Source organism: Tabrizicola sp. (assembly GCF_031377265.1).
Classification (GTDB): domain Bacteria; phylum Pseudomonadota; class Alphaproteobacteria; order Rhodobacterales; family Rhodobacteraceae; genus JAUYQR01.
On record NZ_JANMET010000218.1, the window covers coordinates 1 to 25,100 of the forward strand.

General features: G+C 62.3%; 26 protein-coding genes. 22 read left to right on the forward strand and 4 right to left on the reverse strand.

From position 1 onward, the window contains the following. The first annotated feature begins 193 nt into the window (after positions 1-193). Genes RMO18_RS12855 through RMO18_RS12910 form a run of 12 tightly spaced genes read left to right on the forward strand, consistent with a single transcriptional unit; the run spans position 194 to position 10,945 of the window. Positions 194-1,687 carry a sugar ABC transporter ATP-binding protein gene (locus RMO18_RS12855; protein WP_309666389.1) on the forward strand — a complete coding sequence of 498 codons (1,494 nt, stop codon included), beginning with the start codon at positions 194-196 and terminating at the stop codon, positions 1,685-1,687. Next, positions 1,684-2,706: an ABC transporter permease gene (locus RMO18_RS12860; protein WP_309666392.1), complete on the forward strand. Its 1,023-nt coding sequence runs from the start codon at positions 1,684-1,686 to the stop codon at positions 2,704-2,706. Before RMO18_RS12855 ends, RMO18_RS12860 begins: the two co-directional genes overlap by 4 nt. Continuing rightward, positions 2,703-3,671, forward strand: coding sequence for an ABC transporter permease (locus tag RMO18_RS12865; RefSeq protein WP_309666393.1), 969 nt, complete (start codon positions 2,703-2,705; stop codon positions 3,669-3,671). The genes RMO18_RS12860 and RMO18_RS12865 overlap by 4 nt, the downstream gene beginning before the upstream one ends. Next, positions 3,668-4,396, forward strand: coding sequence for a FadR/GntR family transcriptional regulator (locus RMO18_RS12870; RefSeq protein WP_309666394.1), 729 nt, complete (start codon positions 3,668-3,670; stop codon positions 4,394-4,396). Before RMO18_RS12865 ends, RMO18_RS12870 begins: the two co-directional genes overlap by 4 nt. Further along, positions 4,389-5,435 carry a Gfo/Idh/MocA family oxidoreductase gene (locus RMO18_RS12875; protein WP_309666395.1) on the forward strand — a complete coding sequence of 349 codons (1,047 nt, stop codon included), beginning with the start codon at positions 4,389-4,391 and terminating at the stop codon, positions 5,433-5,435. Before RMO18_RS12870 ends, RMO18_RS12875 begins: the two co-directional genes overlap by 8 nt. Continuing rightward, the gene (locus tag RMO18_RS12880) at positions 5,432-6,193 is read left to right on the forward strand and encodes an acetoacetate decarboxylase (RefSeq protein ID WP_309666396.1); all 762 of its coding nucleotides are present in this window, start codon (positions 5,432-5,434) and stop codon (positions 6,191-6,193) included. Before RMO18_RS12875 ends, RMO18_RS12880 begins: the two co-directional genes overlap by 4 nt. After that, positions 6,194-6,511, forward strand: coding sequence for an L-rhamnose mutarotase (locus RMO18_RS12885; protein WP_309666397.1), 318 nt, complete (start codon positions 6,194-6,196; stop codon positions 6,509-6,511). Continuing rightward, complete coding sequence (locus RMO18_RS12890; RefSeq protein WP_309666398.1) at positions 6,508-7,254, forward strand: SDR family oxidoreductase; 747 nt, start codon at positions 6,508-6,510, stop codon at positions 7,252-7,254. Before RMO18_RS12885 ends, RMO18_RS12890 begins: the two co-directional genes overlap by 4 nt. Next, entirely contained in the window at positions 7,251-8,207 is a 957-nt protein-coding gene (locus RMO18_RS12895; protein WP_309666399.1) for a C-terminal binding protein, read from the forward strand. Before RMO18_RS12890 ends, RMO18_RS12895 begins: the two co-directional genes overlap by 4 nt. A gap of 14 nt (positions 8,208-8,221) precedes the next feature. Continuing rightward, on the forward strand, positions 8,222-9,058 hold the full coding sequence (locus RMO18_RS12900) for a fumarylacetoacetate hydrolase family protein (protein ID WP_309666400.1): 837 nt from the start codon (positions 8,222-8,224) through the stop codon (positions 9,056-9,058). A 1-nt stretch (position 9,059) separates the two neighbouring features. After that, complete coding sequence (locus tag RMO18_RS12905) at positions 9,060-10,184, forward strand: mandelate racemase/muconate lactonizing enzyme family protein (RefSeq protein WP_309666402.1); 1,125 nt, start codon at positions 9,060-9,062, stop codon at positions 10,182-10,184. Next, on the forward strand, positions 10,181-10,945 hold the full coding sequence (locus RMO18_RS12910; protein ID WP_309666403.1) for an SDR family oxidoreductase: 765 nt from the start codon (positions 10,181-10,183) through the stop codon (positions 10,943-10,945). Before RMO18_RS12905 ends, RMO18_RS12910 begins: the two co-directional genes overlap by 4 nt. Positions 10,946-11,073: 128 nt before the next feature. On the opposite strand, the gene msrA is transcribed toward RMO18_RS12910, so the two are convergent. Beyond that, positions 11,074-11,682 carry a peptide-methionine (S)-S-oxide reductase MsrA gene (gene msrA / locus RMO18_RS12915; protein ID WP_309666404.1) on the reverse strand — a complete coding sequence of 203 codons (609 nt, stop codon included), beginning with the start codon at positions 11,680-11,682 and terminating at the stop codon, positions 11,074-11,076. Positions 11,683-11,827: 145 nt separating this feature from the next. Between msrA and RMO18_RS12920 the strand changes: the two genes are divergently transcribed. Genes RMO18_RS12920 through RMO18_RS12935 form a run of 4 tightly spaced genes read left to right on the forward strand, consistent with a single transcriptional unit; the run spans position 11,828 to position 16,539 of the window. Further along, entirely contained in the window at positions 11,828-12,727 is a 900-nt protein-coding gene (locus RMO18_RS12920) for a D-amino acid aminotransferase (protein WP_309666405.1), read from the forward strand. Next, entirely contained in the window at positions 12,724-13,887 is a 1,164-nt protein-coding gene (locus RMO18_RS12925; RefSeq protein ID WP_309666406.1) for a phytanoyl-CoA dioxygenase family protein, read from the forward strand. The genes RMO18_RS12920 and RMO18_RS12925 overlap by 4 nt, the downstream gene beginning before the upstream one ends. After that, positions 13,884-14,600, forward strand: coding sequence for an HAD family hydrolase (locus tag RMO18_RS12930; RefSeq protein WP_309666407.1), 717 nt, complete (start codon positions 13,884-13,886; stop codon positions 14,598-14,600). The genes RMO18_RS12925 and RMO18_RS12930 overlap by 4 nt, the downstream gene beginning before the upstream one ends. Positions 14,601-14,619: 19 nt before the next feature. After that, positions 14,620-16,539 carry an alpha/beta hydrolase gene (locus RMO18_RS12935; RefSeq protein WP_309666409.1) on the forward strand — a complete coding sequence of 640 codons (1,920 nt, stop codon included), beginning with the start codon at positions 14,620-14,622 and terminating at the stop codon, positions 16,537-16,539. A gap of 100 nt (positions 16,540-16,639) precedes the next feature. On the opposite strand, the gene RMO18_RS12940 is transcribed toward RMO18_RS12935, so the two are convergent. After that, on the reverse strand, positions 16,640-17,869 hold the full coding sequence (locus RMO18_RS12940; RefSeq protein ID WP_309666411.1) for an argininosuccinate synthase: 1,230 nt from the start codon (positions 17,867-17,869) through the stop codon (positions 16,640-16,642). 124 nt (positions 17,870-17,993) lie between these two features. Between RMO18_RS12940 and RMO18_RS12945 the strand changes: the two genes are divergently transcribed. Together RMO18_RS12945 and ilvA are read left to right on the forward strand one after the other, a co-directional pair. Further along, positions 17,994-18,770, forward strand: a complete 777-nt coding sequence (locus RMO18_RS12945; protein WP_309666412.1) for a hypothetical protein — start codon at positions 17,994-17,996, stop codon at positions 18,768-18,770. A 35-nt stretch (positions 18,771-18,805) separates the two neighbouring features. Then, positions 18,806-20,053 (forward strand): threonine ammonia-lyase IlvA, encoded by a 1,248-nt coding sequence (gene ilvA / locus RMO18_RS12950; RefSeq protein ID WP_309666413.1) that lies wholly within the window; start codon positions 18,806-18,808, stop codon positions 20,051-20,053. Here ilvA and RMO18_RS12955 read toward each other — a convergent pair. Next, positions 20,050-20,430: an Hpt domain-containing protein gene (locus tag RMO18_RS12955; protein ID WP_309666415.1), complete on the reverse strand. Its 381-nt coding sequence runs from the start codon at positions 20,428-20,430 to the stop codon at positions 20,050-20,052. The genes ilvA and RMO18_RS12955 overlap by 4 nt on opposite strands. Positions 20,431-20,570: 140 nt before the next feature. Between RMO18_RS12955 and RMO18_RS12960 the strand changes: the two genes are divergently transcribed. After that, positions 20,571-21,815: a PP2C family protein-serine/threonine phosphatase gene (locus tag RMO18_RS12960; RefSeq protein WP_405054070.1), complete on the forward strand. Its 1,245-nt coding sequence runs from the start codon at positions 20,571-20,573 to the stop codon at positions 21,813-21,815. On the opposite strand, the gene RMO18_RS12965 is transcribed toward RMO18_RS12960, so the two are convergent. After that, a complete protein-coding gene (locus RMO18_RS12965) occupies positions 21,807-22,244 on the reverse strand; it encodes an NUDIX hydrolase (RefSeq protein ID WP_309666418.1) in 438 nt (145 codons plus the stop codon). The genes RMO18_RS12960 and RMO18_RS12965 overlap by 9 nt on opposite strands. Before the next feature lie 75 nt (positions 22,245-22,319). Between RMO18_RS12965 and RMO18_RS12970 the strand changes: the two genes are divergently transcribed. Genes RMO18_RS12970 through RMO18_RS12980 form a run of 3 tightly spaced genes read left to right on the forward strand, consistent with a single transcriptional unit; the run spans position 22,320 to position 25,041 of the window. Then, a complete protein-coding gene (locus RMO18_RS12970) occupies positions 22,320-23,309 on the forward strand; it encodes an Hsp33 family molecular chaperone HslO (protein WP_309666420.1) in 990 nt (329 codons plus the stop codon). Beyond that, positions 23,306-23,902, forward strand: a complete 597-nt coding sequence (locus RMO18_RS12975; protein ID WP_309666421.1) for a CoA pyrophosphatase — start codon at positions 23,306-23,308, stop codon at positions 23,900-23,902. Before RMO18_RS12970 ends, RMO18_RS12975 begins: the two co-directional genes overlap by 4 nt. After that, on the forward strand, positions 23,899-25,041 hold the full coding sequence (locus RMO18_RS12980; RefSeq protein ID WP_309666422.1) for a CCA tRNA nucleotidyltransferase: 1,143 nt from the start codon (positions 23,899-23,901) through the stop codon (positions 25,039-25,041). Before RMO18_RS12975 ends, RMO18_RS12980 begins: the two co-directional genes overlap by 4 nt. Positions 25,042-25,100: the final 59 nt, after the last annotated feature.

Here is a 25,100-nt window from a genome sequence, read left to right on the forward strand (position 1 = left end):
GCCGGCCGCATGGGTGACTACACGATCGAGGAAGATCCCGGTCGCGCCGGAGCCAAGCGCATCCTGATGGGGCCGTTCACCGTCTATAACAAAGACAACGTCGAAGCCGAAGCGAAGTAATCTTCGCCACGGCATCACGGCCAGCCCTCCCGCTCCCGGCGGGCTGGCCGCCTATTCCCTGAAGGTTCCCGCAATGCCCCCCGTCCTCGACATGCGCGACATCTGCAAAAGCTTTGGCGGCACGATGGCCCTGTCCGGCTTTTCGCTGCAGCTTGAGGCGGGCCGAATTCACGCCCTTGTGGGCGAAAACGGTGCTGGCAAATCCACCTTGATCAAGACGATGACCGGCATCCACCAGCCCGACAGCGGCCAGATTTTCGTGGACGGTCAGCCCGCGGTCTTTTCCGGCACCGCCGCCGCCCAGCGCGCAGGCATCGCCGCGATCTACCAGGAACCGATGGTTTTTCCTGATCTGTCGGTGGCTGAGAACATCTTCATCAGCCACCAGAACCGCCCGACTTTGATCAACTGGTCCACCCTGAATGACGAGGCCGCCGCGATGATAGCGCGGCTTGGCGTGACGCTGGACCCCCGGCAACCTGCATCCGAACTGACCCTCGCCGAACAGCAGACGGTAGAGATCGCTCGCGCCATTTCGCTCAACGTGCGGGCGCTGATCATGGACGAACCTTCCGCCTCGCTGTCGGATCACGAGGTAAAGCGCCTGTTCGGCATCGCCCGCTCGCTTCGCGATCAGGGGGTCGCCGTGCTCTACATCTCTCACCGGCTGGACGAGATTTTTGCGCTGGCCGATACCGTCACCGTGATGCGCGACGGCAAGCATATCTCGACCCACCCGGTGGCCGGGGTGACCCAAGCCTCGATGATCTCGGAAATGGTGGGGCGCGACATGCAGGGCCGCTTTGCGCGTGAGCCGACAACGGCCACGGGCGAGACTCTGCTTGCTGTCACCGGACTGCAGAAATCCGGTGTGTTCAGGGACATTTCCTTCACCGTCGCTAAAGGGGAAATCGTCTGCTTTTCCGGCCTTGTCGGGGCGCGGCGTACTGACGTGGGGCTGGCGCTGTTCGGCGTCTCCCCGGCAGACGCTGGCCGGATCGAGATTGCGGGCCAGCCGGTGACCATCACCAACCCCAATCAGGCACAGGCGCTGGGCATTGCCTACGTCTCTGAGGACCGCCGCAAACTGGGGCTGGCATTGACCGAATCGATTGCGTCGAACATCACCCTGCCGATGCTGGCCAAATATTCCGGTGCCTTTGGCTGGATCGACAAGCTGCGTGAACTGGCCGATGCGCAGGCGTTTCGCGAACGCCTGAACATCAAGGCCGCGAACATGGGCGTATCCGTAGGCACCTTGTCGGGCGGCAACCAGCAAAAAGTGATGCTGGCGAAATGGCTGAACACCAAACCCCGCCTGCTGATTGTCGATGAACCGACCCGCGGCATCGACGTCGGCGCCAAGGCCGAGGTGCACCAGATCCTGCGCACCCTTGCGGCCGAAGGGGTGGCAATCGTGATCATTTCGTCTGACCTGCCCGAAGTGCTGTCGCTGGCGGACCGGGTGATCGTGATGCGCGAAGGCCGGATCGTGGGAGAGTTTCCCGGAAATGAGGCCACCGACGAATCCGTGATGGCGCTGGCTGTCGCGGCAGAGGTCGCATGATGGGCAAGATATCCTCCAACACCCTGCGCATCCTTGTGCTGCTGGCTGTCTTTGCCGCCACCGTCCTGTTCTTCGCCAGCCAGATCGACGGCTACCTGAACGCCCGCCTGTTCAACCGCATCTCGGGCTCGGTCGCGGTGATCGCGCTGATCGCGGTGGGGCAAGCGTTTGTCGTCCTCACCCGCAACATCGACCTGTCCATCGGCTCCGTCGTCGGCTGCACCGCCTATTTCACCGGCGGCATCCTGATCGCCTACCCCGATCTGCCGCCCATCCTTGTGCCCTTGCTTGCCATGGCAATCGGCGCGCTTTTCGGCGCGGTGAACGGCTTCTTCGTGGCGCGGTTTCAGCTGCCCTCGATCATCGTCACGCTGGCCACGCTGGCCATCTTCCGCTCCATCCTCGTGCAATCCTCCGACGGCTCTTCGATCACCACTGAAAAGCTGCCGGTCTGGCTGACCAGCTTTGCCACCCAAAACGCCTTTACGGTGGGTGACTTGCAGATGCGCTGGATCGTGGTGATCTCGGTTCTGGTCGTGCTCACCGCCCATGTCTTTCTAACCCGGTTCCGCGCTGGCCGCCGGTTCTTTGCCATCGGCTCCAACCCGGATGCCGCCGCGTTTGCCGGCATCAACGCCGGGCGCACGATATTCCTCGCATTCGTCATCTCCGGCGCGCTTGCAGGTCTGGCCGGGTTCATGTTCCTCGCCCGCTTTGGCAACATCACCGTGGTCGCCGGGCTGGGGCTTGAACTGAAATCGGTCGGCGCGGTTGTCGTTGGCGGGGTCAAAATCTTTGGCGGGTCCGGCAATGTACTGGGCGTGCTGATCGGGGCCGCGCTGATCGACCTGATCGACACTTCGCTCGTCCGCTGGGAGGTTGTCTCCGAATTCTGGCGCGAGGCGGTGCTGGGCCTGTTGATCCTGACCGCTGTCGTTCTCGATACCGTCCTGATCCGCCGCCTGCTGGACCGCCGCCGCCGCAAGGCCGCCACCCTGGCTGAGGAACGCGCATCATGATCGACCGCCTTCGCGCCTCACTTGCCAGCTGGGAGGGGTTCTTGTTCGCCGTCCTTCTGCTGCTGGTCGCGGTCAATGCCATCGCTTCGCCGTTCTTTTTGTCGGTCGGCAATCAGATCAACATGTTCCAGCTGTCGATCGAAAAGATCATCGTGGCGCTGGCGATGACCTTCGTCATCATCAACGGCGAGATTGACCTGTCCGTCGCCTCGGTCATGGGCCTTGCCGCCTGCGCCTTTGGCTGGATGGTGCAACAAGGCGTTCCCGCCGGTGTGGCAGTGGCGCTGGTCATCGTCCTTGGCATCCTCTGTGGTGCGTTCAACGCCTTCTGGATTGTCGTCTTCAAGATTCCGTCTCTGGTGGTGACGCTGTCCACCCTGATCGCCTACCGCGGCTTTGCCCGCGTGCTGGTCGAAGACCGCGGTATCGGCGATTTCCCCGAATGGTTTGACCGGCTGGGACAGGCCGGGCTGATCGGCCCAGTTCCCTTGGCGATGCTGATCTTCCTTGTGCTCGCCACCCTTGCCGTCCTGATCCTGCAGCGAACGGCCTTTGGTCGGAAGGTCTACTTCATCGGCGCGAACCGGGCGGTGGCTGAGTATTCTGGCCTTGATGTGCGGGCGGTCAAGGCCAAGATCTTCATCGCGTCGGGCGCCATCTCCGCCCTGGCCGGTTTGCTTTATGCCGCACGCGTAGGTGCCGTGCGTGGCGATATCGCCAACGGGTTCGAACTGGACATCATCACCATGGTCCTCCTCGGCGGGGTCAGCATCTTTGGCGGCGCGGGCACCATGTCGGGCACCATCCTTGCCATTCTGATCGTTCTCAACCTGCGCAACGGGATGGCGCTGGCCAACATCACCGGGCATATCCAGACCGGCGTGCTGGGGGTGCTGCTGATCCTGTCGGTGATGGTGCCGATCATCCGCGAAACCGGCCACCGCCTGATTGCGAGGATGCGATGAAACAACCAAAGCTTCAGCTGGTGAAAACCCTGTCAGACCCCATCGGCAAGAAAACCGTGTCGGAAATGGTGGTACAGCGCATTCTTGATCTGGTGAAGACGGGGCACCTTTCGGCTGGCGACAAGCTGCCCTCCGAACGCGATTTGGCCGATCAGCTTGACGTCAGCCGCCCCACCGTGCGCGAAGCGCTCCGGGCGCTGTCGATCCTTGGTGTGCTGGAAATCCGGCACGGCGGCGGCGTCTATGTCACCGCGCTGAACGCCGAGGAACTGCTTTCGCCGATGGATTTCTTCGTGTCGCTGAACGCGCAGAACATGGCCGAACTGTTCGATGCCCGCATCCATTTTGAACCAATGCTGGCAAGCCTCGCCGCCGAACGGTTGACCGACACGGCTCTGGCCCGCCTTGCCACCCTCGTCGCCGCACAATTGGCCGACCCCGAGGACGCGGAGCTGTTCCACGACACCGACGTGGAATTTCACAAGACCATTCTGGAGGCATCCGGCAACGATTTCCTCTCTCGCTTCGGCAAGCTTCTGCAGGTCTTGGGCGATCAGGGCCGCCAGGCATTCCAGAAACGCAAATCCATCCGGCATCAATCCATCGAGGATCATCAGATCATCCTCGCCGCGCTGCAAGCGCGCGATCCTGCGGCCTCGCAGCGCGCGATGCGCCAGCATATGGTAAATGTCCGCAACGCTTTGCGGGAGGTGACAGGTGCGTAAAGCAAGAATAGCCGTCCTTGGCGCAGGCTGGTGGGGCGCACAAGTCTACATCCCCTCGCTGTTGGCCGACCCGACCGTTGATCTGGTCGCCGTCAACCGTCGCGACGCCACGGCGCTGAAGGACATCACCGACAAGTTCGGCATCGCACGCGGCTATACCGACTACCGCGAACTGCTGGCGGTCGAGAAACCCGATGGCGTCGTCATCGTTTCGCCGCACACCGTGCACCACGAACAGGCCATGGCGTCACTGCATGCGGGCGCACATGTGCTGGTTGACAAGCCGATGGCCACCAGCGCCGCGCAGGCCCGCGAAATCGTCTCTAAAGCCGCTGAAATGGGCCTGCAGATCGTGGTGCCCTATGGTTGGAACTTCAAGGATTTCACCCGTACCGCTGCCGATCTGATGCGTGCTGGCGGCGTCGGCACCATCCGCCACGTCGTCTGCCAGATGGCCTCCCCGACCGAAGACCTGTTTGGCGGGCAGGGGTTGATCGAAACGAAAGACCACATGTTCCAACCCAAGCGCGACACCTGGGCCGATCCCGCCAATGCCGGCGGCTACGGCTGGGGCCAGCTGTCCCACGCGCTGGGCCTGATGTATGCGCTGGTCGATGACGCGCCCGCGCAGGTCTATGCCATCGCCGGAAAATCTCCTGCCGGGGTGGATTGGTACGACGCCGCGACCCTGCGCTTTGCAAGTGGTGCGACCGCCGTCCTCTCCGGCTCCTCCACCGTGCCCAAGCAGTGCGGCTATCAGGTCGATATCCGCATCTTCGGCTCCGAAGGCATGCTGCTGATCGACGTGGAACGCGAACGCATGGAACTGCGCCGCAAGGATGGTCGCGACACCGTGCTGGATATCCCGAAAGGGCAGGGCGCGTATGAGTGCATCGAGCCGACCCAACGCCTCGCCCAGATCTGCCTCGGTACCGCCACCCGCAACGAGGCCCCCGGCCTGATCGGCCAACGCGCCGTTGAAACGTTGGATGCGATGTACCGCTCCATCACCTCGGGCAAACCGGAGGCCGCCACATGAAATGGCCCACCACCCGCGCCGATATCATCAAGCCCGGCTTTTCCACCCCGCTGGATGCGCCGATGGTGCCGCCCTTCCCCTTCACCTTCCGCAACGCGGAAATCCTGACCCTCACCTACCGCACTGACCCCGCCGCGATCCGCGCGCTGCTGCCCGAACCGCTGGTCTCCACCGGCGACACGGTGATGATCCATGTCTACAAGATGACCGACACCGATTGGCTTGGCCCCTACCACGAGGTCAACGTCATGGTCGGCGCCGACCTGCCCGGCAAAGCGACCGGTGCCTATTCCCCCTACCTCTTCCTGTCCTCCGACATCGGCGTGGCGCATGGCCGCGAAACCCACGGCCAGCCGAAAAAGCTTGGCAACCCAAAGCTCGACTTCCGGGGTGACCTGATCGTCGGCAGCCTTGAACGCAATGGCATCGACGTCCTCACCGGCACCATGCCCTACAAGCAGACCAAGGCCGCAGTCACCGACCTTTCCGCCATCTTCCCGTTCGCCACCAACCTGAACCTCAAGGCCATCGACCACATCGACGGCACCCCTGCGATCCGCCAGCTGACCTCTCGCCAACTGGCCGACGTGCAGGTCGCCGAATGCTGGCGCGGCCCTTGCACAGTCGAACTTCGCCCCAACGCGCAGGCCCCGCTGCACCGCCTGCCGGTTCTGGAAATGCTGGACGGGTTCTATTGGCGCGCCACATTCACCCTCGTGCCGGGCATCATCCTGCACGACTATCTGACGGAGGTTTAGATGGCATCCTACGCATGGGTTCTGGGCGTCCGCCCCGGCTATGAGGACGAATACAAGCAGCGCCATGATGACCTGTGGCCGGAAATGGACGCCACGCTGCGCAAATCCGGCATCCGCAACTACCACATCTTCCGCTACGGCCTGACGCTGTTCGGCTACTTTGAAACCGACGACCTGCAAGCCACCATCGAGTACCTGAAAACAGACCCTATCAACGCCAAATGGTCGCAATCCATGGCCCCGATCATGCAGATCGACATCGACAGCCGCACCGGCTTTCCCTTCCTCCTCCCCAAGCAATGGAGCCTTGACCCGTGACCCCCCTTTCCGGCAAGACCGCCCTCGTCACCGGCGGCAATCGCGGCATCGGGCTGGAGGTTGTCCGCGCCCTCGCCAAGGCGGGGGCCACGGTCCATTTCACCGCCCGCAACGCCGCCAACATCGCCGCCGCCCAGCGCGATCTTGGGCCGATCAAGGCCACCGGCCACCTCGCCAACATGACCGACCGCGCCGCGATGACCACGGTGCTGGAGCATGGCTTCGACATCCTGATCAACAATGCCGGCGTCATCGGCCCGATCGGCCGGATGCTGGATATCTCGCCCGAAGACTGGGCGATCAACATCGAAACCAACCTGATTGCCGCGTTTCAGGCCAGCCAAACCGCGATGCGCCAGATGGTCGCCAAGGGTGGCGGCACCATCGTTAACCTGTCCTCCGGCGCCGCCCACCGCCCGATGGAAGGGTGGAGCGCGTATTGCGCCGGCAAGGCCGGTCTTGCGATGCTGACCCGCTCCATCCACGAAGAATACGCCGCCCAGGGCATTCGTGTTTTCGGCTTTGCCCCCGGCGTGGTGGATACCGATATGCAGGGGGCCATCCGCGCCTCCGGCATCAACCCGGTCTCGAAAATCCCCCGCGAAAACCTGGCCCCTGCGGATGAACCCGCGAGGGCTATCGCCTGGCTCTGCACCCCCGCCGCCGATGCCTATGCGGGGCAGGAACTTGACGTCCGCAACCCCGACCTGCGTGCGCAAGTCGGGCTGAGGGCACTGCCATGACCCGCGTCGTCATCACCGACGCCACCTTTCCTGACGTGGCCAAGGAGGAAGCTGCCGCCCGCGCCGCCGGGGCCAGTTTCGAACGCCACGCCTGCAAGACTGCCGAGGACGTGGCCGCCGCCCTGAAAGGCGCTGATGTCGCCGTCGTCCAGTTCGCCCCGCTGACCCGCGAGGCCGTCGCCGGGCTGGTGCCGGGGGCAACGGCCATCCGCTACGGCGTTGGCTACAACAATTTCGATGTGGCCGCCCTGAACGACCATGCCATCAAAGCCGCCTACGTGCCGGACTATTGCACCGCCGAAGTGGCCGATCATACCGCCGCCTCCCTCCTCTCCCTCCTCCGCAAGCTTCCCGCACTTGATGGCTCGGTCCGGCGCGGTGAATGGGCCGCCGTGGGCATCGCCAAACCCTTGAAAAGTTTTGCCGAGACCACCATCGGCTTCCTCGGTTTCGGCCGCATCGCGCAAGAGGTCGCCGCCCGTCTTGCCCCCTTCGGCTTTCACTTCCTCGCGCATGACCCGTATTTCACCGGCAGCTTCCCGCGCCTGACTCTGACCGACCTGCCGACCCTGCTTGCGCAGTCTGACGCGCTCACTCTCCACGCCCCTGCCACGCCGGAAACCACCGGCATCATCAACGCCGCCAATCTGCGGCGGATGAAATCTACCGCCGTGCTGGTAAACACCGCCCGGGGCGATCTGATCGACGAACCGGCCCTCGCCGCGGCCCTGACCAGCGGCACTATCGCCGGGGCCGCGCTGGACGTGTTCCTCATCGAACCCCTGCCCGCTGACAACCCGCTGCGCCACGCGCCGAACCTTCTGCTCGGCCCCCACGCCGCGTGGTATTCCGAAGTTGCGGTCGAACGGCTACAAAGCCTTGTCGCTGATGAAATCACCCGCGCGTTGACGGGCCGGGGGGTGCGCAAAGCCATCCCCGGTTCCACCGCCTGACATAAGGACGAAAGATGAAACTCCTCCGCTACGGCCCGCGCGGCCAGGAAAAGCCCGGTATCCTTGACGCTGACGGCACCATCCGCGATCTGTCCGGTGTGATCGGCGATCTTGCGGGCGATGTGCTGACCCGGCTGCCAGATCTGGCCACGCTCGTTACCAGCACGTTGCCCGTTGTCACCGGCAACCCTCGCCTTGGCGCTTGTGTGGCGGGCACCGGCAAATTCATCTGCATTGGCCTGAACTACGCCGACCATGCCGCTGAATCCGGCCACCAGGTTCCGCCGGAACCGGTGATCTTCATGAAGGCCACCTCCGCCATCTGCGGCCCCAACGACCCGATCCTGATCCCCCGCACCTCGGTGAAAACCGACTGGGAGGTGGAACTTGGCGTCGTCATCGGCAGGCCCGCGAAATACGTGACCGAAGCTCAGGCGCTGTCCCATGTTGCGGGCTACTGCGTGATCAATGACGTCTCCGAACGCGCCTTCCAGAACGAACGCGCTGGCCAGTGGACCAAGGGCAAATCCTGCGACAACTTCGGCCAGACCGGCCCCTGGCTGGTTACCCCGGATGAAGTGCCAGATCCACAGAAGCTGTCGATGTGGCTGACGGTGAATGGCGACAAGATGCAGAACGGCTCCACCAAGACCATGGTCTACGGCGTCGCCCACCTGATCAGCTACCTGTCGCAATTCTTCACCCTGCACCCCGGCGACATCATCTCCACCGGCACCCCGCCCGGCGTCGGCATGGGGATGAAGCCGCAGCGCTTCCTCAAGGCGGGCGAAGTGGTCGAGCTTGGCATCGAAGGTCTCGGCACCCAGAAACAGCTTTGCGTGCAGGACTGACATGACCATCCGCAGCGTCGAAGCCATTCCGGTCGCCTACCCAGAACCGAATGACCATTCGCGGCTGCGGTCGGTCTGCCTGGTGAAGATCACCACCGAAGACGGGGTCGTAGGCTGGGGCGAATGCTGCACCTACTTCCCCGAGGCCTCCCGCGCCGCCAAGGCCTTGGTGGACGGGATGGCCGAACTGGTGATCGGCCGGGATGAGCTGCACACCCACGCCATCTGGCTGGCGCTGAAGGAGCACAGCTGGTGGTACGGCAACGGTGCGGGCATCGCCTCGCTCGCCATCTCCGGCATCGATATCGCCCTGTGGGATCTGAAGGGCAAGGTCCTGAACCGCTCGCTTCTCGACCTTCTCGGCGGCCCGGCAAACGAAAAGATGCCTGCCATCGCCTCGATCCACGGCACCAAAGCCTCGATCCCCGCGATGGCCGAGGATATCCAAGGTTACCTCGCGGGCGGCATGCAGGGCGTGAAAGTCGGCTTTGGCAAACGCGGCGATGCTAACCTCGGCTTCGACCACGCCCGCGATGTGGAATTCGTTCGCACCGTCCGCAATGCCATCGGCGACAAGCGCCTGATGATCGACCTTGGTATCAAGAACTTCTGGGATGTCCCCACCGCCATCCAGCGTGCCCGCGCGTTTGAGGCTTACAACGTCCACTGGCTCGAGGAACCGCTCGGCGACCACGACCCCGAAGGCTACAAGGCCCTGCGCGCCGCCACCTCTCTGAAAATCGCCTATGGCGAAAAGGAATGGAACCACCGGGGCGTCGAGAGCATCGTCACCACCGGCACCGTTGACGTGATCGGCCTCGACCCCGGCCGCATCGAAGGCATCACCGGCTTTCTCAAGGCGGCTGAGGTCTGCCACGCGCACCGCCGCCAGGCCAACGCGCACAACTTCTCCACCGCCATCGTCTCTGCCGCCAGTCAGGCGCTCAGCTTCGCCTGCCCCGCCTGCAAGGAGCTTGAACTGCAACCCGTCTACGGCCCCGCGCAGAAAGACCTCGTCGACAAACCCGTCTGGCACACCAACGGCTGGATCAACCGCCCCGAAGGCCCCGGCCTTGGCATCCAGATCAACGAAGACCTCGTCCACTCCGCAAGGCTCGACCGATGACCCATCTCGACTGGGGCCTCCAAGCCAAGACCGTCATCGTCACCGGCGCCACCGGCGCCATCGGCCGCGCCGTCGCCCAAGGCTTCGCCGAAGCGGGCGCAAAACTCGCCCTCATCGACCTAGATCAAACCACCTGCGACACCACCGCGCTCTCGCTCGGCCTGTCGCACCGCGGCTACGCCGCCGACCTGCGCCGGACCGCCGAACTCCCCGCCCTCATCCACCGCATCGAATCCGACCTCGGCCTCGCCACCACCCTCGTCAACGTCGCCGGCATCATCCTGCGCACGCCTGACCTGTTCTCCGTCACCGAAAAAGACTGGGATGCCCAGCACGACATCAACCTCAAGGCGCTGTTCTTCCTGACCCAGGCCTTCGCCAAACGGCTGGCCGACACCGGCACCCCCGGCTCCGTCATCAACTACTCGAGCCAGGGCGCCATGTCCGGCGGCCTCAGTGGCTCGGTCGTCTACAACGCCACCAAGGGTGCCATCACCACGATGACCCGCGGCATGGCCCGCTCCTGGGCCCCGCTCAACATCCGGGTGAACAGCATCGCCCCCGGCCTCGTCGACACGCCGATGCTGCAAACCCCCGGCCAAACCCAATCCGACCGCGACGCCATGATCCAGTCCATCCCGATGAAACGCCTCGGCCTGCCAGAAGATCACGTGGGCGCCACCGTCTTCCTCGCTTCCGACATGGCCCGCTACATGACCGGCGCAATGATCAACGTCTCCGGCGGCTTCCTGATGTACTAACCCAGTTCAATTTGATTAAAATTCGCCTTCCTCTTCCCCAAATATCCCACGGGGAGCGCGAGGGGTGTGAAACCCCTCGCTTTTAACGGCGGAGCGCGAGGGGTGTGAAACCCCTCGCACCCGTTGGCTCAGTGCGAAAACGCCTGCGCGCCCCAAACCTCTTTCACCCGCGCATCACGCCCGCAGGATTCGCGGTAGAACTTGTAGGCGTTCGACTGCTTCTTCGGACCCGCCCGGGTCAGCACGATGCCGGTGCCCTTGTAGTAATCCTGGTGATAATCTTCGGCCACCCAGAAGGTCTTTGCAGCCTTGACTGGCGTCACGATCTTGGCCCCCAGAACGGCCCCGGCATCGGCCACGGCGGCCAGCGCTGCCACCTTCTGCGCCTCGTCCTTGACGAAAATCGCCGTCTTGTACGCGTCACCCCGGTCACAGAACTGCCCGCCCGCGTCCAGCACATCGACTGACCGCAGGAACTTCGCCATCAGCTCGGCGTAAGAAATCACCGAATTGTCAAAGGTGATCTCGACCGCCTCGTAATGGCCCTCATGGTCCTCATAGGTCGGGTTCTGCGAGGCGCCTCCGGTATAGCCCGACACCACGCTTTTCACGCCCTTCACGCTTTCAAAGTCCGATTCGACGCACCAGAAACAGCCCCCGGCCACAATAGCTTTCTCCGTCTTCGCCGCCGCCGCGCCGGTCATCGCCAGCACCACCACAATCGCCAGTTTCCACATCGCTCCACTCCTCATTCTCTGCGCCAGAGCCTGAGGCTACCCGGCCCCCTTGGTCCACTCACCGGCGCGTGAGGTCACCAAAGGGTGATCCACCCCCTTCCCCCTGCAACAAACCCGGCCTAGCGTGGCGTAAACGGAGGCATCCATGACCAACAATGTTTCAACCCATCAGGCTGAAGAGGATGCCCGCAACGAGGCGATCCAGATCTGGGTCAACGGCCGCATCGTGCCAAAGGCCCAGGCAATGGTCTCGGTCTACGATTCGGGCTTCATGCTGGGCGATGGCGTGTGGGAAGGCATCCGGCTTTACAACAACCGGTGGAGCTTTCTCGACGAACACATTGACCGCCTGTTCGAGGCCGCCAAAGCCATCGACCTCGACATGGCCCGCAGCAAGGCCGAGGTGGTGCAGGCCGTGCTCGATACCCAGGCCGCGAATAGCATGACCACTGATGCCCACGCCCGCCTGATGGTGACGCGCGGCGTCAAGACCCGGCCGTTTCAGCACCCCAAACTCAGCCAGCAAGGCCCGACCATGGTTATCATCATGGAACACTCGCGCCAGAAACTGCCGCGCCCGATCCGCCTTGCCACCGTACCGCACATGCGCGGATTGCCGATGACGCAGGACCCGAAACTGAACTCGCATTCCAAGCTGAACTGTATCCTTGCCTGCATCGCCGCCGAAAAGGCCGGCGCTGACGAGGCGCTGATGCTCGATGTGCATGGCTTTGTGAACACGACCAACGCCTGCAACTTCTTCATCGTCCGCAAGGGCGAGGTGTGGACCTCGACCGGCGACTACTGCATGAACGGCATCACCCGCCAGAAGGTCATCGACCTCTGCCGCGCCAACGCGATCCCGGTGCATGAGCGTAACTTTTCCCTCGTCGACACCTATTCCGCGGATGAGGCGTTCCTGACCGGGACTTTCGGCGCGCAAACCCCGGTGGGCACCATCGACGGCCGGACCATCGGCACCGGCCAGATCGGCCCGATGACCGAACGCCTGCGCGGGCTTTACAAAGCGTTGGTCGGGGCATGACCCGGATGACCCGCCCCTATCTGCACGCCGAAGATTGCGACCTCGCAGACTTCGCCACCTTCTGTGAAACGCCCACCGCCCGCGCCGATTACCCCCTCGCCGCCGATCTGGCCAAGGGCGTGCTGATCTACGACTGCGCCGACCTCGCCCCCCGCCTGTCTGACCTCGGCTTCGCCGAAGCCCTGATGGCCGAATGGACCGATGCCTTTGCCAACGGCCCCGGCGTCATCGTCTTACAAGGGGCAGAGCCTGATACCGCCACCATCGACCGCGCCTCCGACATCTTCCGCGATCTGATCGACCGGCAGAACCGCGCAGGCACCGGTGGCGGCGACCATTTCGCCAAGCCCGGTGCCAACGACCGTCTGTGGAACAGCCTTGAAAAGCACTGCCTTGCCGATCCGGAAAACTTCGCGCGCTACTACGCCAATCCCTTCCTCGCGCTGGTCAGTCAGGCCTGGCTTGGCCCCTACTACCAGATGACCGCGCAACTGAACGTGGTGAACCCCGGCGGTGCCGCCCAATCGCCGCACCGCGATTATCACCTCGGCTTTCAGTCCGCCGATGCGGTCGCCCGCTATCCCGCGCACGTCCACCTGATGTCGCCGATGCTGACCCTGCAGGGCGCCATCGCGCATGTCGACGCGCCCATCGAATCCGGCCCGACGCTGCTGCTGCCAAACAGCCAGCGCTACGCCCCCGGCTATCTCGCCACCTCCCGCCCCGATTTCCGCAGCTACTTCGACGCCCACGCCGTCCAACTGCCGCTGAACAAGGGCGACATGCTGTTCTTCTCGCCCGCCCTGTTCCATGCCGCTGGCACCAACCGCTCTGCAGACATCAAGCGCATGGTCAACCTCTTCCAGGTGTCCTCCGCCTACGGCCGCGCAATGGAATCCATCGACCGCATCGCAATGGTCAAGGCGCTCTACCCCGCCCTCCTTGCCGCCACTGACCTCACGCCAACCCAGATCGCCAACGCCATTGCCGCAACCGCCGAAGGCTACAGCTTCCCCACCAACCTCGATCACGACCCGCCCGTCGGCGGCCTCGCCCCCAAATCGCAGGCCGCCCTCGTTCATGAAGCCCTCGCCGCCCGCTGGGCACCCGACCGCCTCAACACAGCGCTTGACGCCCAAGCGGCAAAGCGCCTGCCATGAAGATCGCCATGTGGTCCGGCCCGAGGAACCTTTCCACCGCGATGATGTACGCCTTCGCCGCCCGCGGTGACTGTGCGGCATCGGATGAACCGTTCTATGCCGCCTACCTCGCCGCCACTGGCCTTGATCACCCGATGCAGGCCGAGGTGATCGCCTCTCAGCCCAATGATCCGGCCGACGTTGCCCGCCAATGCACCGGCCCAACCCCCGATGGCCAGCCGCACTGGTACCAAAAGCACATGACGATGCACATGATCCCCGCCTTTGACCGGGGTTTCATCGACCAGCTGACCAATGTCTTCCTGATCCGCCACCCCGCCCGCGTCATTGCCAGCTACGTCAAGAAACGCGAGGCCCCCACCCTGTCCGACATCGGCTTTGTCCAGCAGGCCGAACTCTTTGACCAGATCGCCGACCGCTTGGGCCACGCCCCCCTTGTCATCTCGGCCGAGGATATCCGCGCCAACCCGCAGGCCGCGCTGACCAGACTGTGCGCCGCCCTGACCCTGCCTTTCACCGACAGAATGCTGCACTGGCCCGCCGGCCCGAAACCGCAAGATGGTATCTGGGCGCCGCATTGGTACAATGCCGTCCACCGCTCCACCGGGTTCGAAGACCCCGAAGGCCCGCTTCCCGACCTGCCCCCGGAATACCGCCGACTGACTGATCAGGCCCTGCCAGCCTACTACCACCTGGCCGCCCAAAAGCTGTGACCCACCAAGGAAAGCCGCCATGCGCCACCTGTTGCCCTGCCTGATCGCGCTTATGGGAGCGACCTCCCCCGTAGCCGCGCAAACTACGCTTGCCGATACCCTTGCTAACCTTGGCGGCGAACCCTGTGAAAACAGCGATCTGACCTGCGTCACCCTGACCGTCCCGCGCGACCACCGCGCCAACGACCCCAGCCTGACGATGCAGATCACCTTCGCCGTCAGCTTTGCCACCGAAGACAGCAAGGGAATGCTGTTCTACTTCGTCGGCGGTCCGGGCGGCAGCGGCCTCGCCTCGGCTGACAACTACATCGCGGCGTTTGACGAAAGCCTGTCGCAGAACATGGATATCGTCTTTGTCGATCAACGCGGCACTGGCCCGGTGCATGGCCTTGCCTGCCCTGTGGCTCAGGCCCGGTTTGACAGCGCCGATGCCTCGATCGATCAGCCCGAGGCCGCAATTGCCACCGCTAAGACCTATGTGAATGACTGCATCGCTGAACTGGACGTCGGTGATTTTCTTGCTGTCGTGAACTCCGATCAGGCCATTCGCGACTCAGAACTGTTCCGTCAGGCCATCGGCGCGCCCAAGGTCTGGCTCTATGGCGAAAGCTATGGCACCCAATTCGTGCAGGGTTACGCGACGCTGTTCCCTGATGCGGTGCGCGGCGTGATCGTGGATGGCGTGGTCGATCTCAACCTCAGCGCCGAAGGCTTTTACAGCGCCTATACCCGCGCCTCCGAAAGCCTGCTGGCGCGCACGTTACAGGCATGCGCCACCCTTCCTGGCTGCGCGCAGGACATGGGGCGTGATGCGGCACAAGTGTATGATGACCTTGCCGCACAGCTGAAATCAGGCCCCATCGACATAGACCTCGTGCTTGCCGATGGCAGCACTGTCCAGCGCAAGCTGACCATGGGGTTGCTCGATGCCAACGCGTTCTACGCGCTGTACGGCCCCGACGGAAGGTCGGGCTTCCTGCGTGTGCTGGCGGCGGCGGGCCGGGGAAATCTGGTGCCGATGCTGCAGCTTGGTTATTCCAACATGTACATCGACCCGCAAACCGAAAGCGGCCTTGCCGACCCAAGCTGGTTTGGCGCCGCTTACTACGCGATCACCTGCACCGATTACGACAGCGGCACCGGCACCCCGGAAGAACGGGCCGCCAAGATCATCGAAGAGGCTAAGGCCTTTGCCCCCAACGCCCCGCGCCTGCTTCGGTCTTACTATCTTGAACGGCTTGCCTGTGCCTTCTGGCCCTATCAGGGCGAGGCAAAGCGGCCCGAGCCTTTTGCCGGCGGTGATTATCCCACCCTCGTGCTGAACGGCGATGCCGACCCGATTACCCCGATATCCATGGCCTATTCAGTGATGGACAACGCTGCCAACAGCTATGGCGTGTTCATGAAGGGTGGCCCGCATGTGATCTGGGGCCGTGGCCTCGCTTGCCCGGATACCATCGTGCAGGACCTGCTGTATTCAGGCGCGCTGCCCTCGGCCAAGGAACAGCAATGCGAACAGGACCTCATGGGCGACTACACGCCCCTCACCCTGACTGACCCTGCGATGATGGGTGACCCCCTTGCCGTGGCGCAGGCGGTGGATACCGAACTTCTGCAATCCATCGAGCTTGGCAACTGGGACGGTGAAGACCCGATTACCGTCGGCTGTGACCTTGGCGGAACCGTAACCGCCAGCGCCACCGAAACCGGCACCGACTATGTGTTGAAAGATTGCAGCTTCTGGCCCGGCCTTGCGGTCAGCGGCACCGGAACAGAGACGGCCGAAGATGGTGAAAATGATGGCATCATCCTGACACTGTCCGTCTCTGGCGCGCATTCGGGTGAGGTCGGCTACATCTACAGCACCGCCGACGAAGCATGGACCCTCACCGGAACCTATGACGGTAAACCAGCGGGGATAACGCGTACCTATCCTTAGTCCGTCTCGGTTGAAACGGGCGGCAGATCCTAAGAAAGGGTAAATCCGTCAGGAAAACCCCTTTCTTTTCAACGGTCACCCAAATGTCCACGCGTGGACATCACCCCTTCTTGACCCGTGCATTCCGCGTCGCGATCAGTTTCAGCCGCAGCGCATTCAGCTTGATGAACCCCGCCGCGTCCTTCTGATCATAGGCCCCCGCGTCCTCCTCAAAGGTCACGTGCTTTTCCGAATACAAGGAATGATCCGACCAGCGCGCCACCGTCCGCGCCGACCCCTTGTAAAGCTTGACCCTGACAGTTCCGGTCACATGTTCCTGGCTCTTATCGATCAAGGACTGCAGCATCTCCCGCTCCGGGCTGAACCAAAAGCCGTTGTAGATCAGCTCCGCATAACGCGGCATGATGCTGTCCTTCAGATGCCCCGCCCCCGCATCCAGCGTGATCTGCTCGATCCCGCGGTGCGCCTCCAAAAGGATCGTCCCGCCCGGCGTCTCATAGGCCCCGCGCGACTTCATCCCGACAAAACGGTTCTCCACCAGATCCAGCCGCCCCACGCCATGCTTGCCGCCCAACTCGTTCAGCCGGGTCAGAATGGTGGCCGGGCTCATCGCCTCGCCGTTGATCGACACGGCGTCGCCCCGCTCGAACCCGATCTCCACCATCTCCGGCGTATCCGGGGCCACCTCAGGGTCAACCGTGCGCTGCCAGACATAGGGTGGCGGCTCCACGCCCGGATCTTCCAGCACTTTCCCTTCGGACGAGGTGTGCAGCAGGTTCGCGTCCACCGAAAACGGCGCCTCGCCCTGCTTGTCCTTCGCGATCGGAATCTGGTTCGTTTCGGCAAACTCCAGCAACCGCGTGCGCGAAGTCAAATCCCATTCGCGCCAAGGGGCGATGACCCGAATGCCGGGATTCAGCGCATAGGCCGAAAGCTCGAACCGCACTTGATCATTGCCCTTGCCCGTCGCGCCATGCGCCACAGCATCAGCCCCGGTTTCCGCGGCAATCCGGACAAGATGCTGCGAGATCAGCGGCCGCGCGATCGACGTCCCAAGCAGATACAGCCCTTCATAAAGCGCGTTGGCGCGGAACATCGGGAACACGAAATCGCGCACGAACTCTTCGCGCACGTCAACGATGTGAATGTTTTCCGGCTTGATCCCAAGAAGGATCGCCTTTTCCCGCGCGGGCTCCAGCTCTTCGCCCTGTCCCAGATCGGCGGTGAAGGTCACCACCTCGCAGCCATATTCGGTCTGCAGCCATTTCAGGATGATGGAAGTATCAAGACCGCCCGAATAGGCGAGGACGACTTTCTTCGGTGCGGACATTGGCTGGCTCCGGTCAGGGTTTCGCCCGCGATTAGCTGGGTTTCGCGTCAGGGGCAAGCAGAGTGGCTGTTGACGGTCAAGAGCCGTAACCGCTTGATGCGGCGATGAGGCCAGGAGGGATTACATGAAGGGTTTCGATGTTATGAAACATGCGACCCTGCAGATCGTCCGCAACCCGGGGACTGTCTTGCGAATCTTCGCCCCGCCATTGGCCTTGTCATTTCTTTTGGTCTGGCTGATGGGCCTGCAATTCATTCTTTCGCAAGTACATTTCAATAACGCCCTCATGCGTGGCCTCGTCCCCTGGGGCAAGGTTTCCCTCGTGACTGTCGGGGGAATTTTGGTTTTTGTCTGGAGCGCGGTGGCATGGCATCGCTTCATACTTCTGGTGGAAAGGCCGCAAGGCGTTCGGCCCACAGTTCAAGCAGCGGTGTTCGGCTTATTCCTTGGCAAGGCCCTTCTGATCGGAATCCTTTCAGCTCTGATCACGATCCTTTTTGGCGTCATCGTTGGAGTTGTCTATGGCTTTTCTGCCGGGATCACAAAGGCCGGGCCCGGCTGGTTTACCCATGTTGTGGCATTTGCGCTGGGCTTTCCCGTGTTGGCTTTGGTTTTACGCATTGCCCCTGTGCTGCCCGGAGTCGCAGCTGGAGAAGGCACATCCGTGCGTGACGCATGGAACGCAACGGCGGGGCAGTTCTGGGTGCTGCTCACGGTTCTTGGCGGCCTGATCACATTTAGCCTCGGCCTCGACTGGCTTGCCTTCAAGATGGCGATGACCCCGTTCAGCGCGGTTGGTTTCATCTGGGTATCAGTCAGCCTTAGCCTGAAGTCGGTGTTGGCCCTTTCAGTGGCCACCACGATTTACGGGCACTACGTTGAAAAGCGGCCATTGGTCTGACTTGCCTTCGCAGAAGGCTCAGGCTTAATCACTGCATGACAGATTTTCCCGACGCCGCACTGCAGACGACCCTTGCCTTGCGCGAGCTTTTCCCGGCGACGCCGCTGCAACGCAATGATCATCTGTCGCAGCGCTATGACGCCGACATCTGGCTTAAGCGCGAAGACTTGACCCCGGTGCGCAGCTACAAGATCCGCGGTGCGTTCAATGCGATGCGCAAGGTGCGGGCGGCCAACCCTGAGCAACAGGAATTTGTCTGCGCAAGTGCCGGCAACCATGCGCAAGGTGTGGCCTACGCCTGCCGGCACTTCGGCGTGCGCGGCACGATCTTCATGCCGGTCACGACGCCGCAGCAAAAGATCGACAAAACGCGTACGTTTGGCGGAGAAAACGTCCGGATCGAGCTGACCGGTGATTACTTTGATCAGACTCTGGCGGCCGCTCAGGCGTTTTGCGCCCAGCAGGGTGCGCATTTCCTATCGCCGTTCGACGACCCTGATGTGATCGAAGGGCAGGCAAGCGTCGGTGTGGAGATTCTGAATCAGCTTGGGTGCGCGCCTGACCTGGTGATCTTGCCGGTTGGCGGTGGTGGCTTGTCCGCCGGGGTGACCACTTATCTGCGGGCGGTCGCCCCTTCGGTGCAATATCGGTTTGTCGAACCGCTGGGTGGGGCAAGTCTGATGGCTGCGCTGCGTGACGGCGGGCCGGTAAAGCTGCCGCGGGTGAACAGTTTTGTCGATGGTGCCGCAGTGGCGCGTCTGGGCGACATTACTTACAAGATGCTCAGCTGGGTGCCACGTGATCAGGTGCTGCTGGCCCCGGAAGACCGGATTTGCGTCACAATGCTGGAGATGCTGAATGTCGAGGGCGTGGTGTTGGAGCCTGCTGGCGCGCTGTCTGTCGACGTGCTGCCAGAGTTGGCGGAAGTGATCCGTGGCAAGACCGTCGTCTGCGTTACGTCTGGGGGAAACTTCGATTTCGAGCGCCTGCCTGAGGTCAAGGAGCGGGCACAGCGCTATTCCGGACTGAAGAAATACTTCATTTTGCGGATGCCCCAGCGGCCCGGCGCTTTGCGTGAATTTCTGGCGATGCTCGGCCCGGAAGATGACATTTCGCGGTTTGAATACCTCAAGAAATCGGCGCGCAACTTTGGATCGGTCCTGATCGGGATCGAAACGAAACATGCCGAAAACTTCCCCCACTTCACAAGCCGGATGGATGCGGCCGATCTGGCCTACCGAGACATCACCGCAGACGAAGCGTTGGCAGAGTTCCTGATCTAGGCGGCGTTCTCTTTCGCCATGCCACCCAGAAAAGCAGCTTTCGAGCGTTGGTAAGTAACGATGACTGCGGTCAAGTCTACCGATGCGCCCTGCCCGGCAGCAGCTTGCCGTTCCCCCACCTGGCAGACCGAGGCAAGGTCTGACAAACCAAGGTTCAGCGCACTACCCTTGAGGAAATGCAGCTGGCCCTCAACATCCGCGGTAGCCAAGCCCTTTGACAGCTGATCAATGGTTTGATCCGCTTCTTCCAGAAACATATCTGCCACCTCGGCAAAATCATCTGCCCCGATTTCATTGCGGAGCTCCTGCACGCGTTTCCAGTCGATCATCACACCCTCCGCAGTCGCGGTTAACCCGTCCACTTCGGACAAAGTCACCTGAAGCGCCTTAACACTTCGTGTAGGCCTGCCACGACAAAGAGCACAATTTTAGTGTTCACCTCGCCTTAATCCCCAGCCCCGATCCTGACCGCTCAATCGATTGGGATATTGCAGTGCAGACCAAAGCGACCACGGATATCTCCGCCTGGGAAAGGGCTTCGCCGATTGGGCCTTTGCACGTTCTGGTGGTCGATGACAGTCGGGCGCAGCGCCATATCCTTTCCATGCACCTGAGACGCTGGGGCTATAGCGTGTCGGAGGCGGAATCCGGCGATGCGGCTCTTGTTTTGTGCAAGACGGAAGCTGTCGACATCATCATCAGCGATTGGATGATGCCGGGCTTGTCTGGGCTAGAATTCTGCCGGGTCTTTCGTGCTTTGCAGAGGGAAAGCTATGGCTACTTCGTTCTGCTGACGTCGAAATCCGAAAAGACCGAAATTGCTGACGGGCTGGAGGCGGGGGCGGATGACTTCCTGACCAAACCGGTAAGCAGCGGCGAACTGCGCGCCCGGTTACGGGCAGGAGAGCGGATGCTGGCCATGCAGGCAGAGTTGTTGGCGAAGAACCGGGTGATTGTCAGCACGCTGGAAGAGCTGCAAAAAATCTATGATTCGCTGGACCGAGATCTGATGGAAGCGCGAAAACTGCAGCAAACCTTGGTCCGCGACAGGTTTCGTGACTATGGGGCAGCACAGGTATCGTTGCTGATGCGAAACTCGGGCCGGGTTGGCGGTGATTTAGTCGGGTCATTTCGAATCGGTTCGGATCGGATCGCGGTCTATTCGATCGATGTGTCCGGACACGGGGTTGCATCAGCGATGATGACTGCGCGACTGGCAGGATTTCTGACCGGATCGACGCCGGATCAAAACCTGGCCTTTCAGAAAGGCGCCGATGGCGGCCATGAGGCACTGCCGCCCGAGGCGGTGGCCGAGCGGTTCAACCGTTTGATGCTGGAAGAGATCCAGGCCGAGCAGTATTTCACCATGGCCTATGCCGAGGTGAACCTCACACTTGGCACCGCAAGGCTGGTTCAGGCCGGCCATCCGCATCCCATGATCGTGCGGGCGTCTGGTCAGGTAGAGAAAATCGGGCGAGGCGGGCTGCCGATTGGCCTGATCCCGATGGCAACCTACGAGGGTGAGGACATTGTCCTGTCGGCGGGTGACAGGCTTTTGCTGATGTCGGACGGAATGACGGAATGCCCGGGAAAAGACGGTTTCGACTTTGGCGAAGACGGTCTTATCCATAGTCTTGAAAGGTCGCGGCAACTGGACGGCCCGGCCATGCTTGAGGCGCTGGTCTGGGACCTGATCGAGCATTCCGGCAACGATTCGTTTCCCGATGACGTGTCGGGCGTTCTTCTGGGCTATTCAGGATAGGACTTTTGCCAGAAATGCCCGGTCCCCTTCATTTCCCAACCTGATCAGGGCCTCTTCCACCGTAAGCCAAAGCGCGGTGTGCCCCGGCTCGGACGGCGGGCCCAGGCGATAGATTGGTCGTGCCAAGTAAATGGTGCAGACCTTTTCAGCCCACTTGTCGTATTCAGGCATGTAGGTGAAGCGACGAAACGCGCCGACGCGTTGACCAATTTCGATTTTCCACCCGGTTTCTTCAAACACTTCGCGGTGCAGGGCGGCGATCGGGTGCTCGCCCGCATCAATCCCGCCACCGGGCAACTGAAACTCCGGCACCGGTTCGGCCTGATGCGTCACAAGCACGCTATTACCACGCAAAAGCACCGCATAAACGCCCGGTCTGCGCGTGTACCGCTGCCCTGTCCGGACAGACTCACCATACCTTCTAATCATCCTGACCCCTTGGACCTGCAGTTGCCCTGACTATATAGCCGCGATATGCCAAGTCTGGCACCCTTAGGAAACCCCATGACGATTGGTTCAAAACTTGCTTGGGACGATACCGTCCTGCCCTTTCAACTTGACCTGTCCGGAATTCGCGGCCGGGTGGCGCGCCTTGATGGCGTGCTGGATCAGGTTCTGAAACAGCATAACTACCCGAAAGCAATCGAGGCGCTGGTGGCGGAGGCTACGCTTCTGACCGCGCTGATCGGACAGGCGGTAAAGCTGCGCTGGAAACTGTCGCTGCAGATTCGCGGCAACGGGCCGGCGCGGTTGATCGCCACCGATTACTACGGCCCAACTGCGGAAGGGGAACCCGCCCGGATCAGGGCTTATGCCAGCTTTGACGCTGAACGGCTGGACCATTCAGCCGCGCCGTTCAGCCAGATCGGCAAAGGTTACTTTGCCGTGATGCTGGATCAGGGCGAGGGGATGGTGCCATACCAAGGCTTCACACCTATTGCCGGAAACTCGCTTTCCGACTGCGCAGAGACGTACTTTGCACAGTCTGAGCAATTGCCGACGCGCTTTGCCGTGACCTACGGTCAGGCGCAGGAACCGGGTGCTGCGTCGCGGTGGCGGGCGGGCGGCGTGATGTTGCAGCATATGCCCCAGGTCGGCGGTTCGGTTGCCGCAGAAGCCGGGTCGGGCGAAGGCGGGCTGTTGTCGCACAGCGATATCCTCGCGGGCGAGGAAAGTGAAAACTGGACGCGGGCCAATGTCTTGCTTGATACAGTCGAGGATCTGGAGCTGATCGGGCCGCTGGTCGCCCCGACCGAGCTTTTGGTGCGGTTGTTCCATGAGGAAGGCCCTCGCGCTTTTGATCCGCAACCGGTGCGCTTCGGCTGTTCCTGTTCGCCCGACAAGGTGCGGCAGACCATGTCGATCTATTCGCAGAAAGACATCAGCAAGATGACGACCCCGGAAGGGATCGTGACAGCCGATTGCCAGTTCTGCAGTGCGCATTACGAGTTTGACCCCAAGACACTTGGGTTTGACGGAACAGGGGCGGCATGAGCCACGAAGCAGAGGCGCGTCTGTCAAAGGCATTGTCGCGCCCTGCTGGCCAGTCTTCGGACTTTGACCTGAACCCGGTGCTGCGGCCAGCCGGTCGCAACTTGCGTCCGGCGGCGGTTTTAATTGCTGTCTGGCTGCAACCCGACGGCGCGCGACTGATACTTACCAAGCGTGCCTCGCACCTGAAACACCACGCTGGCCAGATCGCTTTTCCTGGCGGCAAGGTCGATGCAACCGATGCCTCGCCCACGGCGGCCGCTCTGCGTGAGGCGCTAGAGGAAGTCGGTCTGGCACCTAGATCGGTGACTGTTGTGGGTGAACTGCCTTCGCATGAAACCGTGACCGGGTTCTTGGTAACCCCGGTGGTCGGGTTTCTACGGGGCGCGTTCCTTCCGGTGCCCGAAGCGGGCGAGGTGGAAGAGGTCTTCACCGTGCCGCTGGACCATGTTCTGCGCCCCGAGAACTATGCGATCGAGCGTCGGCTCTGGATGGGCGAATGGCGCAGGTACTATGCCGTGCCCTATGGCCCGTATTACATTTGGGGTGCCACTGCGCGAATCCTGCGGGGGCTGGCGGACAGGTCAAACCCATGAAGATCAACGGCAAATGGATGGCGCATTCCGGCACGCAGGCGTTATGTGCGGCGCTCGAAGCGGCTGGGTACAAGGCGCTGTTCGTTGGTGGCTGCGTGCGCAACCAGATCATCGGCGCGCCGGTTGCCGACATCGACATCGCAACCGATGCGGTGCCGCCGCGCGTAACGGAGGTGGCGGGTGCCGCTGGGTTCAAGGTAGTTCCAACCGGAATCGATCATGGCACGGTTACGGTGATCGCCGACGGAAAGCCGCATGAGGTGACCACCTTCCGCCGCGATCTTGAGACCGACGGTCGCCGCGCCGTGGTGGCCTTTGCCACGGACATCACCCAAGACGCCGAGCGCCGCGATTTTACAATGAACGCGCTGTATGCAGACCGGCACGGCACGGTGATTGACCCGCTTGGCGGGTTGGCGGACCTGATGGCGCGGCAGGTCCGATTTGTCGGCGTACCGGAGCAGCGGATCAGGGAAGACTATCTTCGAATCCTGCGGTTCTTTCGGTTTCATGCGCAGTATGGCGACCCGCAGGCAGGGCTGGACGCCGACGGTCTTGCTGCCTGCGCCGCGCTTGCAGACGGCCTTTCAACGCTGTCGCGTGAACGCGTCGGTGCCGAGATGAAGAAACTGCTCGCAGCACCCGATCCGACACCCAGTCTTGCCGCGATGGCGCAATCCGGAGTTTTGATGCGCCTTCTGGCGGGGGCCGATGTCTCTGCAATTGCGCCGCTTGTACATCTTGAGGCCGGACTTGAACCGCGCTGGCAACGCAGGCTGGTGGTTCTTGGCGGTGAAAAACCGGCGGAGCGGCTGAGATTGTCAAAGTCCGAAGCCAAGGAGCTTGACGCAATTCATGAGGCTCTTGGCAGTGGTCTTTCGGGGGCGGCGCTGGGCTGGAAGATCGGCTTGTTGGCAGCGACGGATGCGGTTCTGGGTCGGGCGGCCAGTTTGGGAATGGGCCTTATAGACGGCTGGCGGCGTGAGATTGAGCGCGGCGTGGTGGCACAATTTCCTGTAACCGCCGACGACTTGATGCCCGCGCTGCAGGGCGCGAACCTTGGGCAACGGTTGCGCGTATTGGAGGAGCGGTGGCTGCGGTCGGATCTTCGCCTGACGCGGGGCGAACTTCTCGGCTGACCGTTTCCCTTCGCGGCAAACGGGTCTATATGAGGCGTGTACCCCGCAAAGAGGCTTCT